12 protein-coding genes are annotated in these 15,578 nt (G+C 32.9%); 9 read left to right on the forward strand and 3 right to left on the reverse strand.

Features of this window, described 5'->3' with window-relative positions; all coding sequences use genetic code 11:
* The first annotated feature begins 63 nt into the window (after positions 1-63).
* Both AB671_RS20190 and AB671_RS20195 read left to right on the forward strand, forming a co-directional pair.
* Positions 64-1,218 (forward strand): MFS transporter, encoded by a 1,155-nt coding sequence (locus AB671_RS20190; RefSeq protein WP_066682313.1) that lies wholly within the window; start codon positions 64-66, stop codon positions 1,216-1,218.
* Between the two features lie 11 nt (positions 1,219-1,229).
* Positions 1,230-1,619 carry a VOC family protein gene (locus tag AB671_RS20195; RefSeq protein WP_066682311.1) on the forward strand — a complete coding sequence of 130 codons (390 nt, stop codon included), beginning with the start codon at positions 1,230-1,232 and terminating at the stop codon, positions 1,617-1,619.
* Between the two features lie 82 nt (positions 1,620-1,701).
* On the opposite strand, the gene AB671_RS20200 is transcribed toward AB671_RS20195, so the two are convergent.
* Complete coding sequence (locus AB671_RS20200; protein WP_066682309.1) at positions 1,702-4,569, reverse strand: M16 family metallopeptidase; 2,868 nt, start codon at positions 4,567-4,569, stop codon at positions 1,702-1,704.
* Positions 4,570-4,855: 286 nt separating this feature from the next.
* Between AB671_RS20200 and AB671_RS20205 the strand changes: the two genes are divergently transcribed.
* The 6 genes from AB671_RS20205 (at position 4,856) to AB671_RS20230 (ending at position 9,104) form a co-directional block, all read left to right on the forward strand.
* Complete coding sequence (locus AB671_RS20205) at positions 4,856-5,686, forward strand: GLPGLI family protein (RefSeq protein WP_066676778.1); 831 nt, start codon at positions 4,856-4,858, stop codon at positions 5,684-5,686.
* A 65-nt stretch (positions 5,687-5,751) separates the two neighbouring features.
* A complete protein-coding gene (locus AB671_RS20210; protein WP_066676776.1) occupies positions 5,752-6,624 on the forward strand; it encodes a hypothetical protein in 873 nt (290 codons plus the stop codon).
* 20 nt (positions 6,625-6,644) lie between these two features.
* Entirely contained in the window at positions 6,645-7,202 is a 558-nt protein-coding gene (locus AB671_RS20215; protein WP_066676774.1) for a YdeI/OmpD-associated family protein, read from the forward strand.
* A gap of 535 nt (positions 7,203-7,737) precedes the next feature.
* On the forward strand, positions 7,738-7,944 hold the full coding sequence (locus AB671_RS20220) for a hypothetical protein (protein WP_066676772.1): 207 nt from the start codon (positions 7,738-7,740) through the stop codon (positions 7,942-7,944).
* A gap of 26 nt (positions 7,945-7,970) precedes the next feature.
* A complete protein-coding gene (locus AB671_RS20225; RefSeq protein WP_066676770.1) occupies positions 7,971-8,534 on the forward strand; it encodes a DUF4256 domain-containing protein in 564 nt (187 codons plus the stop codon).
* 183 nt (positions 8,535-8,717) lie between these two features.
* The gene (locus AB671_RS20230) at positions 8,718-9,104 is read left to right on the forward strand and encodes an immunity 22 family protein (protein ID WP_066676768.1); all 387 of its coding nucleotides are present in this window, start codon (positions 8,718-8,720) and stop codon (positions 9,102-9,104) included.
* A 47-nt stretch (positions 9,105-9,151) separates the two neighbouring features.
* On the opposite strand, the gene AB671_RS20235 is transcribed toward AB671_RS20230, so the two are convergent.
* The gene (locus AB671_RS20235) at positions 9,152-10,486 is read right to left on the reverse strand and encodes a toxin-antitoxin system YwqK family antitoxin (protein ID WP_185114076.1); all 1,335 of its coding nucleotides are present in this window, start codon (positions 10,484-10,486) and stop codon (positions 9,152-9,154) included.
* A 13-nt stretch (positions 10,487-10,499) separates the two neighbouring features.
* A complete protein-coding gene (gene polA, locus AB671_RS20240; RefSeq protein WP_066676764.1) occupies positions 10,500-13,334 on the reverse strand; it encodes a DNA polymerase I in 2,835 nt (944 codons plus the stop codon).
* 263 nt (positions 13,335-13,597) lie between these two features.
* On the opposite strand from polA, the gene AB671_RS20245 reads away from it, so the two are divergent.
* Positions 13,598-15,475, forward strand: coding sequence for an ATP-dependent nuclease (locus AB671_RS20245; protein ID WP_185114075.1), 1,878 nt, complete (start codon positions 13,598-13,600; stop codon positions 15,473-15,475).
* The last annotated feature ends 103 nt before the right edge of the window (positions 15,476-15,578 follow it).

Raw genomic sequence — 15,578 nt, forward strand, 5'->3', positions numbered from 1 at the left:
ATATGCGTCATTTTACTTTCGTTAATCTGTCATTAGCTTTGCAGCATAATTTTAAAAACAAACATGGCTCAACAGAAATTACCGCGAGTACGTCTCAGTATTTTTTATTTTTATTTTATCATGGGATTGATATTTGCCAGTTGGGCAAGCAGAATTCCGGATATCAAATCTTCTCTTAATTTAAACGACGGTCAATTAGGACAGGTATTATTTGCGATGCCTTTAGGACAACTTTTGATGATGGTAGTTTCCGGTTATTTGGTCAACAAATTCGGAAGCAGAATTATTCTGATAACCGCAATGACTTTATATGCAATCGCACTCACATTTATTCCGCAGGCAAATAGTTTTAATCTGTTGTTTTTAGTATTATTTTTCTTCGGTATCACTTCGAATATGGCCAATATTGCTGTAAACACACAAGCTGTCAGTTTAGAAGCGCTGTACAAGCGAAACATCATGTCTTCTTTTCATGGATTATGGAGCCTTGGTGGATTAACAGGCGGAATATTGGGCGCTGTTTTTGCAGAAACAAAATTCTCCATTTTCACTCATTTAGTTATTATACTAATCCTCGGAGTTATTGGAATCATCATATTCAGTCGTGGTTTATTAGCTCAGGATATTAAAGAAAATTCAGATGCTAAAACTTCTAAAAAAGCATTCAAACTAGATTCAGCAATTATTATTTTAGGGTTGATAGGATTTGGAAGTATGTTCTGCGAAGGAACAATGTTCGATTGGAGCAGTGTTTATTTTTCCACAATTATAAAACCTGATGAAACTTTCGTACGACTAGGATACATCGCAAGTATGGGTGCAATGACATTTGGGCGTTTTGTTGCCGATCGATTTGTAAACCGTTATCAGGCTTCCGTTGTCTTAAGATTTTGTGGAATATTAATCACATCAGGATTATTATTAGCTACTGTTGCACCGGGATTAATTATCTCAACTTTCGGCTTTCTGTTGATAGGATTAGGTGTTTCTTCTATCGTTCCCATCTGTTACAGTGCAGCAGGAAGATTAAAGACAATGTCTGCAAGCATCGCTATTACAGCAGTTTCCTCTATCAGTTTTCTGGGTTTCATGATTGGGCCACCATTAATAGGTTTGCTTTCAGAGATAACTGACCTTAGAATTGCATTATTAGCCGCATCTTCTTTCGGAATTTTAATTATTGTACTTTCTTATCAATATAAATCAATTAAATTTTAAAATATAAACGTATGAAAATTGACCATTTAGCTATTTGGGTAGACGATTTAGAGAAAATGCGTGAGTTCTATCTGAACTATTTTAGTGTAACATCAAACGAAAAATACACCAACACCAAGAAAGGCTTTACGTCTTACTTTTTAGACTTTGGCGAAGATAAAACACGAATTGAATTAATGAATAGACAAGATATCATTCAAGAACCTGATAAACGAGGATTTATGAAAGGGATTGCTCATTTCGCTATTTCTGTTGGAAGTAAAGAAGCCGTAAATGATTTAACAGAAAGACTGCGTGCAGATAACTATACCATCGAAAGCGAACCCCGAACCACCGGTGATGGTTATTACGAAAGTGTTGTTTTAGATCCCGAAGGAAATTACGTAGAAATTTCTATGTGATCTGAAAATTTTTCACAACAAAAAACAGGCTGTTTCAATGAATGAAACAGCCTGTTTTAATTTTATCTTTTTAGAATATTTTTTAATATCCAAAAATTTCTTTTAAACCTACTTCTTCAAAAGTTCCCATTTGCTCTACCGCTTCCAAATTCAGGTTTTCCTTTTTCCCGATAATCGCTGTATTGAACTGAATTGGTTTTATTTCAGTCTGATAAAACTGTTTAATTTCTTCAAAATTTAAGTTTTCGATTTGATTGTAAATATCTTTTCTGAAATCATAGTCAATCCCCAGCTTTTTCAACCTCAAGGTATTAAAGAAAATATTTGTTCTTGTAATTCTGGTTGATGCAATCTGTTTTAAAGCAGAATTTTTAGCATTCTCAAACTGAACCGGAACTTCGGGCAGCTTATCCATCAAATCCGTCATTGTATCAACAGCAATCTGTAATTTATCAGGTTGAGTTCCGATGTAGGTTGTGATATAATCCGGATGATTCAGCTCTGAATTTGGCGAATAAGAAACATAAGCAGAATAAGCCAAACTCTTGCTTTCGCGAATTTCCTGGAATACAATTGATGATAAACCGCGACCAAAATATTCATTGAAAACGTTGATCTTTCCAAAGTTTTCAGGATTTACGTTGTTGCTTTTCCCAATCTTACTCATTTCCATCTGAACCATATCATAATTGGTAAAATATACCTTTCCTGAAGTTTCCTGTTCTGAATATTTTTTAGGTTCTGAAACGGTAAAATCTTCACTCGAAATATAATTGGGGATATAGCTTTTAAAACCTTCGAAATCTTTTCCATAAAAGAATATCTGGTACGGGAAACTAAACAGATTTTTCATGCGGTCGGTAAACTCTTTCACTTTTGCACTTTCAAGCTCATCTTTTGAAATGACATCCAAAAATCTTGAATTTTCTCCAAGCTTTGTATAAGTTGTCAATGCCGTCATGATGCGGTTTTTATCTTTTTTGATTGCTTCACGGTTCTCAAGAATGGTTTCTACAAACTGATTGTAAATTTCCTGATCAGGTTTTGCATTATACATCCAGTGCTGCAATAATAAAATTCCTTTTTCAATATTAGATTCTAATCCGCTTAAAGAAATGGTAAGCTGATCTGAATGTGTTTTAAAATCATTGCTGATTCCGATTTTGAAAAATTCTTTCTTTAAATCTTCAGGTGAAAATTTTTCTGTTCCCAAATACTGTAAAACCTGCGTAGAAATAGCCAAATCTCTATAATGATCACTTCCGAAAGGAAAAATAAAATGCACCTGAGCAATTTCGTTGTATTTGTTTTTAACAAAACTTATTTTTTTGCCCTGAACTGCATCAGTTTTAATTTCTTCCTGATAATTAATAAATTCAGGCTGAATATCTTCCGTTTTATCGGCTAGAATTTCCTTCAAAAACTCTGATTGTGCTTCTCGATTGATCTTGATCGGTGTAATTCCCGGATTTTCAACTCTTAAAAGCTGGTCATTAACTCCTTTTTCTTTATTGATAACAACATAATTATCTTTGAAAAATGCATTCGAAAAATCGATAATATCCTGTTTTGTAAAAGAAGCATATTCATCCATTTCATTCAATTCTTCTTCCCAGGTTCGGCCTTTAATGTAAGTGTCATAAAGATTTGTAGCAAGACCTTCTGCAGTTTCAAGACCTTTTAATCTCTGCAGTTTAAAATCATTGATGATGGCAGGAAGCATCCAATCGGGAAAATCTCCTTTTTTCAATAACTTGATCTGCTCCAACATCATTTCTTTAGCTTCAGATAAAGTCTGATTTTCTTTAGGAACCGCAACCAAAGAAAAATATCCGTACTGTTTTAAACCTAAAGAATACGCTTGAGCCCAAAGCATTTTTTGAGTCTGATTGATGTTCAGATCCAGCAAACCTGCTTCTCCCCTGTTGCTCAAAATATTAGCTGTAATATCGGCAAGCATCGCTTCTTTGGTTCCGTAACTGTCGGTTCTCCAGGCTAACTGAAGTCTTGGTGTTGTCGGGCTTTTTACCGTTCTTTCTACAATTTCAGTCAGTGGTTTTTCAATAATTAGATCTTTCTTCGGCAATTCTTTGTACGGAATTTGACCAAAATATTCATCAACTAATACAACCGTTTTTTCAAAATCTAGATCTCCAACCAAGACGATTGCGTAATTATTAGGAACATAATATTCATCAAAATATTTGTGAATCGCCTTCATAGAAGGATTTTTCAAATGTTCCGGATTTCCTAAAGTCGTTTGTTGTCCGTTTGGATGAGTCGGGAAAAGTGCATCCATCAATTCGTAATTCACCAATCGGGAATCGTTATCCTGTGCGCGGTTGAATTCTTCATAAACAGATTCCAGTTCGGTGTGGAAAAGTCTCAAAACAATTTCTGAAAAACGTTCTTTTTCCACTTTAAGCCATTTTTCAAGCTCATTATTGGGGATATTATTTTTGTAAACTGTTTCGTCAAACCAGGTATGTGCATTGGTTCCGCTCGCTCCTAAAGAAGAAATTGCCTTATCGTATTCATTGGCAATCGCATATTGACTTGCTTCCTGAGAAATTTCGTCGATCTTTTGATAAATTTCTTTTTTCAACTCAGGATTTTGTTCAGCTTTATGCTCTTCGTATAGATCTGAGATCTTTTCAATCAAAACTTTTTCCTGTTCCCAGTTATGAGTTCCAATTTTTGATGTTCCTTTAAACATCATATGCTCTAAATAATGCGCCAAACCGGTATTATCAGAAGGATCGTTGTTGCTTCCCGTTCTCACCGGAATAAAGGTCTGAATTCTCGGTGCGTCGAAATTTTGGGCAAGAAAAACTTTTAAACCATTTTTAAGAGTATAAATTCTTACTTTATTTTCGTCGTTGGTAATGGTAATATAATCGTAGTTATTTTTGTCGGTATGATGAGTTTCTGCGTACTTTTTGTCAGTCATATTTTCATTTTACAAGCTCTAAAATTTTAGAACATCTTACAAATTTACGCAATCAAAAAATAAGAGTTGCCACAATTGATTATATTAAATCTATGATTATGATTTGTATAAACTTTAAAAATCTAATCTGCTGAGAAATCATTCAATTTAACAACTATAATTTCAATTTAAAAATTATTATTTTTAACTCTTAATATAGGTATACTGATATTTTAAACACACAAAATAAATTTAAATCCTATTATAGGGAAAATTATTATCTTAGATAATTTAATTGTTAATTGATATGAAAGCTTCCTTATTTTTATTTATATTCTTTTTCAGTTTGAGTACTGCACAAACCAACCGCTTTTTCTACGAGGTAAAGTTTAAAGAAGATTCTACTCAAACTGAACATCAGAAAGTTTTTATGGTTTTGGATGTTAATCCTAATGAAACAAAATATTATGATAATACCTTTCTGGAAAAAGATTCCATCAATAAAGCAAATCATTCGCAGCTTACCAACTGGACAAGCCAGATTCCTGTAACCAGAAAGAAAAATTCAAATAAGAACATCAATCATACTTTTATAGACAATCAGCTTTATTCTTATCCTACCGAAGATTTGATACAATGGAAATTGTCTGATAAAACTAAAAAATATTTACACTTTGACCTTCAGCAAGCAAACGCAAATTTTGGAGGCAGAAAATGGACGGCTTGGTTTACAAAAGAGATCCCGCTTTCAGAAGGTCCCTATAAATTCACAGGATTACCGGGTCTCATCGTTTTGTTGGAAGACGATCGCAACCAATATAGTTTTGCTCTTGTTAAAAGTAAAAAATTAGAAAAGACATACGATACATCAAACTTTCTGGAACTTCGTTATGGAAACAAACCGCTTCCGATAAGTGAGAAAATATATCTAAAAAAATCTCTTGAATATTATAACGATCCTTTGCAGGAAATAAGAGCAGAAATGAAAAATGGAACAGTAAAAAGTTATGAGGACGGAGGAAAACACTACACCAAACCTGAAGAACTAGTACCTTTAATTCGAGAAGAGCAGGAATATATCCGTCAACATAATAATCCTATTGAGCTTAATAAAGCGATAAAATATCCTGTGAAATAAGAGTTCATAAGACAAAATGACATCTTATAATTTAAAAAATTATGATATATTTAATCTAAAAACAAATGAACATTCCCGAAAATTTTACTGAATTCCTTCATTGGATTAAAAAAGAAACTGAAAAAACTTGGAGTGGAGATTTTTGTAAAAAATGGATACAAGGAGCTCAATGGATTGGGATGACCAATAATCAAATAAATGAAGTTGAGAAAAAATACTCAATACAATTTACTCCTGAGCATAGGGAATTTTTAGAAATCCTACACACTATAGACAGAAAAGAAATAATTGAAAATAAAGATGAATGGGGTGATGAAATAACTGAGTATCCTTTTTTTTATAATTGGTTAGAAGATCACGAAGAAATCAAAGAAAAATTAAATTGGCCCTACGAAACCATTCTTCGAGATGTAGTAGGTAGAAACGGAGTGTGGCTAAAATCTTGGGGTAAAAAACCAGATTCGGAAGAAGAAAAAACAAAAATATTTACAGATTGGTACAATCATTCCCCAACGCTGCTTCCATTAACATCTCACCGATTTATTATTAGCAATTCTAATTTAAAATATAAACCAATTCTGTCTATCTGGGGTTCTGATATTATTATTTATGGATGGAGCTTAAGAACTTACTTATTAAATGAATTAAATTATCATTTAGATATTTGGACGGAAGAATATGATGAGGAAGATCAGCAGAGCTATTCTGTACTTAATGAAGAAGCAAAGAAAATTCATGATGATGATTATAAATTTGATAGAAATAAAAAAATTCCCTATTGGGAAGAACTTATATTGTTATGGAATACTGGATGGAAGAGTTTCGGTTTAGAATTCCCTGGTCAAACTGATTCACCAGTTTATCCAATTATGAAAACTTATATACCAGATGATTCTGAAAGTAATCAGAAAGTTTTTAATGATTTTAAAAACCCTTAAAATCTAAATTAAAAAAACTAATGCAACCAACCTTCTTTCCAACACCACAAGATCTCAGAGACTGGCTCGATAAAAACCATAAAACTGAACAAGAATTATTGGTCGGTTTCTATAAAGTCGGAACCAAAAAGCCTTCAATAACTTGGTCTGAATCTGTAGATCAAGCTTTATGTTTTGGCTGGATTGACGGCGTAAGAAGATCAATCGATGAAGAAAGCTACAGCATCCGTTTCACACCAAGAAAACCGACGAGTACTTGGAGTATTGTGAATATTAAAAAGATCGAAGAACTTACCAAAGCCGGATTGATGAAGGAAGCTGGTTTGGAAGCATTCAAGCTTAGAAAAGAAGAAAGATCAGGAATCTATTCTCACGAAAAAGAACCTTCAAAACTTACATCAGAATACGAAGATCAGTTTAAAGCCAATAAAAAAGCCTGGGAATTTTTTGAAGAACAGGCTCCATCTTACAAAAAAGTAATGATCCATTGGATCATGAGTGCAAAACAAGAGAAAACGCAGATATCACGTTTAGAAAAAACTATTTCAGAAAGCGAAAATGGAAAAAAGATATCTTGAAATTATCAAATCAGGTCAAATTACATGTTATTGAGTAAATGAAAAAAAATACTTTACCGCAAAAGAGTCAAAATATTTTACTAGACTTAAGTATATCAAAAGCTTACAAAACTATTAGTAACTCAGGTTTTTATATTTTGTAAGCTTTTGAATTTCTGTTTTTTAATCATTTCTTTTGATTCTTTTGCGGTTAAAAAAATGTCATCTACATAAAAAATTTTATTATTTTTGAGATCCAAGTCAAAATAATATGAAGAAAATTGTTGCGTTTTCACTTTTGATCTATTGTATTTCGTGCAGTCCCGGTCCGGAAAAGAATAAAGATAAAAAGACTGTTAGAAAAAAAGAAATTCAACAAAATGCAGAATAGATCGTTTCCGCAAAAAAAATAAAAGACGGAAAAGTTTCAAAATTTAGAAAAGAATATGATCAGCCAATTAAATATCATTACTCAAAAGAAAATGAAATCTCAAGTACTTATCTAGATCATTTACACCAACTTGCAGAATATTATATCGCCAATTCAAAGAAAGATTTGATCAAACTATTCGTTAAAAACAGAAATGCTCTCGCCTATTCTGTTGAAAAACAAACTAAAGAGAATAAAGAATATTATGTCTTAGGAATTTATACCGAATCTGAACACAAGATCAATACATTTCAATGGCTGTATATCGATCCTGAAACTGATACGATCTATGAATATGATCTACCAAATGACAAACTGATCAAGTTCCCGTAGTTTTAAACCTAAAAAAACTTAAGAAAATGTCACAAAAAAAACAATTATCAGAAAAAGAAACCATAGAGCTTCTTGATATTCTGCAACAACGCTTCGAGAAAAATAAAAACCGTCATGAAAATCTGGACTGGACAAAAATTGAGGAGAAATTAAATTCTGACCCATCAAAATTATGGTCACTTTATCAAATGGAAAACTCTGGTGGAGAACCTGATGTTGTAGATTATGATGAAAAAACTGATGAATATATTTTCTTCGACTGTTCTACCGAAACTCCAAAGAACAGAAGAAGTTTATGCTACGACCGTGAAGCTTTAGATTCCCGAAAAGAAAACAAACCGCAAAATGATGTTATTACTGTTGCCCAAGAAATGGGTGTGAAAATTCTATCTGAGGAACAGTATCGTTATTTGCAGACTTTAGGAGAATTTGATTTGAAAACTTCAAGTTGGGTGAAAACGCCAAAAGAGATTAGAGAATTAGGTGGAGCTATATTCTGCGACCGTCGATACAATACCGTTTTTGTGTATCACAATGGTGCCAATTCATACTATGCGGCGAGAGCTTTTAGGGGAATTTTGAAGGTTTAATATTCTTATTAATATTCGGCAATTCGAGTGAAATTCTGCAATAATTTTGTATCGAAAACTAAATGATAAATAACTTCTCGATACGCTGCGCTACTCGAAGTGACGGAAAAAACAATTACAAAACTTATCTAAATTTTTGAATACAAAAACTATATTCTTACCTTTGAGCTTTGAATAAATACTATGAATACACAGGTTTTAGATTTTTGGGCAGGAAATTTCAGAACAGAAAAAGATTTTTTCCAGTTTGTAGAGGAAGATGAGAATTACTACATCGAAGAAGAATCTGATGACACTTATATTTCAAAATTTGCAGAATCACAAGACACCATCTGGTTTGATCAGGATTTAATGGAATACGGCTTTGAACAAAGTATTCAGCATTTTTCTGAATATTCTTTTGCTGACCAGTGGCTTCCCGTTCTATACAACAGATTGAATGAAATGAATCTTAAATTTGATATCAACTCTTTGGTTTTCGTAAGCCAAGGACAAATTCCAACACCAAAATCTATAGAAAATGATGATTTTTCTTTAACTTATGTTGGAGGAATTGAGTTTGAATATTAAAAATGATAGTATCACATGATACTATCATTTTCATTTTAAAATTAATTCTACAATGAGGATATCAAAACATTTACATCTTCATCATTTATAGTATTAATCAGAACGTCGTTTGAATTAATATCTAAAATGGATTGCTTCAGCATAAACCTATCTGACAGAAACAGAAAAGGATCAAAATTTTCAATCCTTGTGGTTTGAAGATACTGCTCACCATCCTTTTGATTGTTTTTATGATCTCTCGTCTGTAGAAGTTTACCTGTTTTTTTTGAATAAATTTTCCACAGACCCGATTTAAATCCATCCTTATAAAATGCTTCTACCACTAAAATTTTATCATTATAAAATTTCCAGTTTTCCACACCATCTTTAAGGGTCATTTCTGCTGAAACTGTTTTTCCGTTTTCTTTTCTCAAAGAAATTGAATTGTATTTTAATGCTTTGCCATCTTTAAATTCTCCTTCAGTTGAAACCTTTTTATCACGGAAATATTCATGATATTTGCCGTCAACATTTTTATTCTTTATGAAATATTTTTTTCTTAGCTCACCTTCGTAGTAATAATCGAAGCATTCACCTTCCTGATAACCGTTCATGGCATTTCCTTTATTAAAAAGATTTCCACTTCTGTTATAAACTTCATATTTACCATTCATAACTCCATCCTTATTGGTAATGAGAGTTTTAAGTTTACCATCATCAAAATAGATCAGATATTCTCCATCCATTTTTCCGTTAATAATATTACTTGTTGCGGCTACTTTTCCATCTTCAAAATATTCTGTATACTTATTTTGAAAAACACCATTCACATAAAATCCATCAGCTTTAAGATTTCCATTTTCCCAATAAGCCGAGAATTTCCCATCTAAAGAGTCACTCTTAAAATTACGAACAAATTTTTCCTTTCCGTCTTTATAATATTCTATAGATCTACCTTCTTTTTTACCATTAACATAAGTCATTTTTCCCTGAAGTTCGCCAGAATCATAATATTCTCTATACGATCCATCTCTTTTACCATTGAGATACATCACCGTATTATCTAATTTACCATTAGTATAAAACTTTTCATAAAGCCCATTTTGAATTCCGTCTTTAAAGTTAACCTTACTTTCAATTTCTCCGTTTATATAGTACCATGTTAACAATCCGTTGTAGATAAACGGTTCAACATTATTGGAAGCAAATCCTTTAAACTGAATATTGCCATTAATATAGTAATCGTTTATTTCAAATAGCCCCTGATTACTCTTTAAGGTTCTGTAAAAGCTCGCATTTTCCTTACTCGTTTCTTTCCAGTTTTCATCAAAATATTTTACATTTTGCGCAGTAGCAAAGCAGAAAGAAAGTACACAAAATAGTTGTATAAAATGCTTGGTCATATTAATTCCCATGTTAATGCGCTTCCAACCAGTTCTTCCCTACTCCAACCTCAACCAGTAACGGAACCTGCGTTTCAATAGCGCTTTCCATTTCTTTTTTGATCAGTTTTGTAGCAGCTTCAACTTCTTCGATTGGTGCCTCAAACAACAATTCGTCATGTACCTGAAGAAGCATTTTGGTCTGAAGATCTTGAGCTACCAATTCTTTATCAATTTTGATCATCGCCATTTTTACAACATCTGCCGCGCTTCCCTGAACCGGAGCATTCACAGCATTTCTTTCAGCATGACCTCTTACCACAAAGTTCCCTGAATTGATATCTTTTAAATGACGTTTTCTTCCCAAAATCGTTTCTACATAACCTTGTTCACGAGCTTTAGCAACCTGTTCAGCCATGTAAGCTTTTAATTTTGGATAGGTTTCAAAATACGCTTCGATCATTTGCTTCGCTTCCGTTCTCGACATTCCGGTTTGTTCTGCCAAAGCAAAAGCTCCTTGTCCGTAAATAATACCAAAGTTGACCGTTTTTGCCTGACTTCTCTGCGTTTTGGAAACTTCTTCCAATGGAATTTTAAATAATTTAGCTGCCGTAGAAGCGTGAATATCTTCACCATCCTGAAACGCTTTGATCATATTATCTTCACCGGAAATTTCGGCAATCAGACGCAATTCTATCTGAGAATAATCGGCAGAAATAATTTTCTTTCCTTCTCCCGAAACAAAAGCTCCACGAATTTGCTGACCTCTCAACGTACGAATCGGAATATTTTGTAAATTCGGATTTACACTCGCCAAACGGCCTGTTGCAGCCGTAGTTTGTGAGAAATTGGTATGAACTCTATTGTCGTCTTTATCGATTTGTGACGGCAATGCATCAACATAGGTCGATTTCAGTTTCTGATAGGTTCTGTATTCCAAAATATGCTGAATGATCTCGTGCTTTGAAGATAATTTCTGTAAAATATCTTCAGAAGTTGCGTATTGTCCGGTTTTGGTTTTTTTAGCTTTCGGGTCGAGCTGCATTTTTTCAAATAAAACTTCTCCCAACTGTCTCGGTGAATTCATATTAAATTCTTCACCCGAAATTTCAAATATTTTAGATTCTAATTGTCTTAAATCGTTCTCAAGATCAATACTTTCCTGAGCTAGCCATTTTTCATCTAAAGAAATTCCTGCCAGTTCCATTTTAGCTAAAACTTCCATCAACGGCATTTCGATATTGAAGAAAAGATCTTCTAAATTTTCTTTCTTTAGCTGAGGCGCAAACAATTCATATAACTGAAAAGTAATGTCTGCATCTTCTGCTGCATAATCGGTTTGCGTACGCAAATCAGCATCTCTGAAACTACCCTGATTTTTACCTTTTTTACCAATAATCGTTTCAATGGAAACCGGTTTATAATTTAAATAAACTTCAGAAAGGTAATCCATCCCATGTCTTCCGTCAGGATTTAAAAGGTAATGAGCGATCATCGTGTCGAACATTGCTCCTTTTACCGTGATATTATATTGCTGAAGAACTTTATAATCGTATTTTAAATTGTGTGCGATTTTTACCAAATCTTCCTTCTCAAAGAAAGGTCTAAAAATTTCTAATGTCTGTAAAACTTCACCCTTATCTTCAGAAAACGGAATATAATATGCCAAACCTTTCTTGTAAGAAAAGCTCATACCTACCAATTCGGCTTCCAGCTCGTTTAGGGAAGTCGTTTCAGTATCAAAACAAACTGCTTTTTGCTGTAATAAGTTTTGAACTAAAATTTTCTGCGCTTTCGGATTGTCTACAAACTGGTATAAATGATCGTTATCTGTGATTGTAGATTTTGTAGTAGTTGCCTGGTCAAGCTCTTCATACGTTGCAAAAAGATCGAGTTGGCCCACTGCCGCTGCCACTTTCTGTTGAGGAGTTTCGGCAGTTTCTTTTGTCACATCTGCAGTTACTGTTGCGGTCTGAGCCGGCGCAAAAGCACGATAAAGGTTTTCGTATAATCTTGTAAATTCTATTTCGTCGAAAACAATTTTTACTTTTTCAAAATCCGGAGTTTCCAAATCGTATTGCTCCTGATGAAATTCTACCGGTGCATCGCAAATAATAGTTGCTAGTTTTTTAGATAAAATACCACGTTCTGCTGAAGCCTCTATCTTTTCTTTAATTTTACCTTTCAGTTTGTCTGTATTGGCTAAAAGATTTTCAATGCTTCCAAATTCCTGTAAGAATTTCATGGCTGTTTTTTCACCAACACCATCCAATCCGGGAATATTATCTACAGCATCACCCATCATTGCCAAGTAATCAATGACTTGTTTTGGATTTTTAATTCCGTATTTTGCATTGACCTCTTCAACACCTAAAATTTCAATTTCGCCACCTTTTGACGATGGCTTATACATTTTAATTTTATCGGTCACCAATTGGGCAAAATCTTTATCCGGAGTTACCATAAATGTGGTATATCCTTCTTTTTCAGCTTTGCACGCAATTGTTCCGATAACATCATCAGCTTCATAGCCTTCTACTCCCAAATAAGGAATGTGCATCGCCTCTAAAATTCTGTGAATATAAGGAACTGCAATTTTTATTGCTTCTGGAGTTTCACTTCTGTTGGCTTTGTATTCTGCAAAATCATCTGTTCTTACACTTGCCTTACCAACATCAAACACAACCGCTAAATGAGTAGGTTTTTCTCTTCTGATTAATTCAATCAAAGAATTCGTAAAACCAAAAATTGCAGATGTATCAATTCCTGAACTTGTAATTCTTGGACTTCTGATCAATGCATAATATCCTCTGAAAATCATCGCATACGCATCGATGAGAAAAAGCCTTTTATCTTGTGTTGCCTCCATATTTTGAATAATCAACAAATATATGAAATCGGGATGAGCGGTCAAAGATAAAGAGCAGAGATGAGAGGAATGCTTACAATTATTTCTTTCCTCAGTTCGATTGAGATTCTGAAAGAATTTTGTATCGAGAATTATAGTTTTTTTTCAATAAGAGTAGAAATAAATTGTTTTGCGTGTGGATATTATTTATTTTTAGAAAAAATATATTTTGGATTGACGCATTGCGTGAAGCCAAACGTTACCTGCAATTTAATCGATACAAAATGATTAACATACCAATAGAAATAAGCCTGACAGAACTTTGGGCAACACAGACATTTATTAAAAATGATTGGGGAGAAATTAATTTAATCGTTGGCCCTAACGGAACAGGCAAATCACTTTTTGCTGACCAATTAAAAAATAAACTTTATAGTAGTGGTTATAAAGCTAGACTTTTAAATGCAGAGAGATTAAGCGGTTTTGAGAAACAAAACTACTCAAATTTTGGATATAGTAATTTAGATAGCGGATTAAATATTTCTACTTTTGAATATCTGAAATCCGACGGAGAAAGTTTCGGTCTTTCATCCTCAGCGTTTATTATACTTAAAGAACGACTTGACATCAGAATTAAAATAGAAGCTTTATTATCCGATATTTTTAATAAAACAATTCGTTTAGTTGAAGAGGGAGGATATCTTAAACCTAAAATTCAAAATAATTTGGGAGGTGCAGAATATGGGCTTAAGGAAAAGGAATGCCATGGTCTAAAGGAGTTAATTACACTTCTAACATTTCTATATGATGAAAGTATACACTGTCTTATACTTGATGAGCCAGAACTACATTTACATCCTCAATTTCAATCTTTTTTATTAGCTGAAATTAGAAAATTTGCAGGCGACCCTAAAGTTGACCCAACGAAAAAATTGTTTTTTATCATTACACATTCGCCTTACTTTTTGGATTTACGTAGTATTGACGATTTAAAAAGCATTCTTGTATGTCATTACAATGAACCACCGAATTACGTTGACACTTTAGATGGACAAGATGAATATATATTAAGAAAGTTTTTACCTCGGTTTAACACACATCATAAGCAATTTTTCTTTTCACCTAATCCAGTATTTGTTGAAGGATATACCGACCAACAAATTATAACTTTACTCTTTGACAAACTTGATTATAACATTAGTGCATCAGGCTCAAGTATTATTGATGTCGGTGGTAAAGATGAGTTAGCAGTTTTCTTTAGACTTTGCAAAAAATTAAATATCAAAGCAAGAATTATTGCCGATTTAGATGCATTTTTTAAAGGAAAATTAAGAGAAGTAGCACAAGGTGATGAACATTGCACAAAGCATATTCAAGATAATGGATTAGGTACGGATTTATCTAAACTCATTGGTGAATTAGACCAAAAACTAAAATTAATTGCTGATGAACTTATTACTAAAACAGTTCCAGATGCAGATGTAAATCATTTAATTGACTTCTTGAAACCAATAATTGGAGTAGCCGATAAAAGAAACTCTGTAATTACTTCAATGCTAATAGCTCTAATAAAAATTAAAGAAAAGATATCTGCTGAACTATCTCCAGTACATCAAGGAGAAATCAATTACATACTTTCAAGATTTGATCATTTGCTCACAGCTTTTAAAGCTGCAAATATCTTTATATTTCCAAAAGGAGAAATAGAACACTACTATACTCAGACAAAAATTGATTACTTAAACTTTACAGACAAAGATAAAAACACATCATTTCATACAGAACGTGATTACATTTTAGCTTCTACTGACACTTGTGAATTAGAAACGAATTACGAAGAGCTTATTTCTATATTGAAATCTTCTGTACCTCAGATTAAAATTGATTTAAGTAAGCACCTTAAATTTCAGATAGTTGAATGGTTGCAAACAGTACAAAGAGCAATTTCGAAGGGCGATATAACAAATATAAATGGTCTAAAAACTAATGCTAAAATTGATTACAAAATGTTTAGCCAAATTATTGAAGTAATTGACTTGAAAATTGAAGACGATAAAAGATTTGTTTGTAAAATCAAAATCCGCAAATCATTGACAAATATCGACCAAGAAATATCATTTTCGGAAACAACTATACCTCACAACTTTGAATTCAAAATTTAAACTGCAGGTAACATAGGTAACCGTTGCACAACTCTTTAGTTTTTCCGTTATTCCAAAAAATAAGATAAAAAGCAACCTCTTTTAAAGCGATTTAAAAGAGGTT

Origin of the sequence: Chryseobacterium sp. BGARF1, from assembly GCF_001677955.1 — a bacterium.
Lineage (GTDB): Bacteria > Bacteroidota > Bacteroidia > Flavobacteriales > Weeksellaceae > Chryseobacterium.